The 2,195-nt window shown below is 69.4% G+C and carries 3 protein-coding genes; all 3 read left to right on the forward strand.

The genetic code is table 11. The features are described from left to right. Nucleotides 1-104 precede the first annotated feature (104 nt). Nucleotides 105-470 carry a DUF6184 family natural product biosynthesis lipoprotein gene (locus VF794_RS13630; protein ID WP_331110444.1) on the forward strand — a complete coding sequence of 122 codons (366 nt, stop codon included), beginning with the start codon at nt 105-107 and terminating at the stop codon, nt 468-470. 109 nt (nt 471-579) lie between these two features. After that, entirely contained in the window at nt 580-1,878 is a 1,299-nt protein-coding gene (locus VF794_RS13635; RefSeq protein ID WP_331110445.1) for an efflux RND transporter periplasmic adaptor subunit, read from the forward strand. A gap of 20 nt (nt 1,879-1,898) precedes the next feature. Then, on the forward strand, nt 1,899-2,195 hold a 297-nt coding region (locus VF794_RS13640; RefSeq protein WP_331110447.1), incomplete at its 3' end, for an ATP-binding cassette domain-containing protein.

The following is a 2,195-nucleotide window of genomic DNA, read 5'->3' on the forward strand; positions in this document are numbered from 1 at the left end:
CAGGAAGGCTCGACCCTCGGCCGCCCACAGCCCCTCCCATGAATGGAATACGGAAGCCATGGTAAGCCGTGCCCATCTCTCACCCCGCATCGCGAGGTACCCGTATGCGCATCTCATCCTCTCTTTCCCTGCTGTCCCTGCTCCTCCTTCTCCCCGCGTGTGGCCCCACCACCCGCGAGGATGCGCAAGGAGAGGCCACCGAAGCTGCCTGCGACTATTACGAGGAGTGTGAGGAAATCGGCTCCGGCGAGGGCAGGGAGTTCCAGGACCGGAATGAGTGTGAGGTGAAGTCCCGTGATTTCTTCCAGGCCAGGTGGACGGCGGATAACTGCCCTGCCATCAACGAGAAAGGGCTCGAGACGTGCCTGGAGCGCATCCGCATCACGTCTTGCTCGAGTGGAACGGACTTCTTCAACACCACGTTCATCATCTGTGGCGCGGGCTCGGTCTGTCAGGACGTCCAGGACTGAGCGGCTGGCAGGCGGGCAGGGTCGTCCTCCGTCATCAAACTTAATCCGGCGGTCATTCACTGAAAAAGAGCGGCTCCTAGTCTCTTAGGCCATGAGGTCAGGAATCGAAATGGCGAAGGGAAGTCCGGAGCTGCCACCCGCGCCCGTGTCGTTGGAGGCCGAGCTGGGGGCACGGCGGCCGAGGCGGTGGGCCTGGGGTCTGCTGGCCCTCGCTCTGGTCGTGGCCGCGGTGGGTGTGTGGCGGGCGCGGAGCGGAGCGCGGGCGCCGGTCAGCACCCACGAGACGGCCCCCGTGGCACGACGCGACATCGTCTCGCGGGTGACGGCCACGGGCACCCTGTCCGCGCTGGTGACGGTGCAGGTGGGCAGCCAGGTGTCCGGCCGCATCCAGGAAATCCTGGTGGACTACAACTCGCAGGTGAAGAAGGGGCAGGTGATTGCCCGCATCGACCCGCAGCTCTCCCAGTCCGCGGTGGAGCGGGCGCGGGCGAACGTGCTGGCGGCCAAGGCCAACCTCCAGAAGGCCCGGGTGGAGGCGGAGAACGCCCGGCGCCAGGCGGAGCGCTCGCGGGCGCTGCGCGACAAGCAGTACATCGCGCAGGCGGAGCTGGAGTCCGCCGAGGCCTCCGCGCAGTCCGCGCAGGCCCAGGTGGCCGCCTCCGAGGGCTCGCTGGCGCAGGCGCAGGCCTCGCTCAACGAGGCGGAGGTGAACCTGCGCTACACCACCATCGTCTCGCCCACGGACGGAATCGTCATCTCCCGCAGCGTGGACGTGGGCCAGACGGTGGCCGCCTCGCTCCAGGCGCCGACGCTGTTCACCATCGCCGAGGACCTGCGCAAGATGCAGGTGAACACCAGCGTGGCCGAGTCGGACGTGGGCCGTCTGGAGCCCGGCATGGCCACCACCTTCACCGTGGACGCCTGGCCCGGTGAGCGCTTCAAGGGCGTGGTCCGGCAGATTCGCAACGCGGCGTCGACGGTGCAGAACGTCGTCACCTACGACGCCGTCATCGACGTGGAGAACCCGGACCTGAAACTCAAGCCGGGGATGACGGCCAACGTCACCATCGTCACCGCGCGCCGGGAGAACGTGCTGAGCGTGCCCAACGCGGCGCTGCGCTTCCGCCCCGCGGACCAGCCCGGCTCCGGCGCTCCGGCCCAGGCGGAGGACGGCTCGCGCGCCCTCTACGTGCTGCGCCAGGCGCGCCCCGTGCCCGTGCGCGTGCGGCTCGGGCTGACGGACGGCTCGAACATGGAGGTGGTGTCCGGGGAGCTGCGCGAGGGGGACTCCGTCATCACCGGGGAGGCCGCGAGCGCGCGGGCCTCGGGCTCGGCACCGGCCTCCGGGGGCATGCCGGGCGCCGGTGGACGGGCCGGCGGCGGCGCGTTCCGGCGGGGGCCGTTCTAGCCATGGCACGGGGAGAGGACATGAACGGCAAGGGAGCGCAGCGCTCACTCGTCGAGCTTCGAGGCGTGCGCAAGGTGTACCGCTCCGGCGACGTCGAGGTGCATGCCCTGCGCGGAGTGGACTTCTCGGTGGGCACGGGCGACTTCGTGGCCATCATGGGCTCGAGCGGCTCGGGCAAGTCCACGCTGATGAACATCCTCGGCTGCCTGGACCGGCCCACCGCGGGCCAGTACTTCCTGGACGGCCAGGACGTGTCGCGTCTGGACCGCAACGGCCTGGCCATCGTGCGCAACCGCACCCTGGGCTTCGTCTTCCAG

Source organism: Archangium sp., assembly GCF_036389735.1.
In the GTDB taxonomy this organism is placed as follows: Bacteria; Myxococcota; Myxococcia; order Myxococcales; family Myxococcaceae; genus Archangium.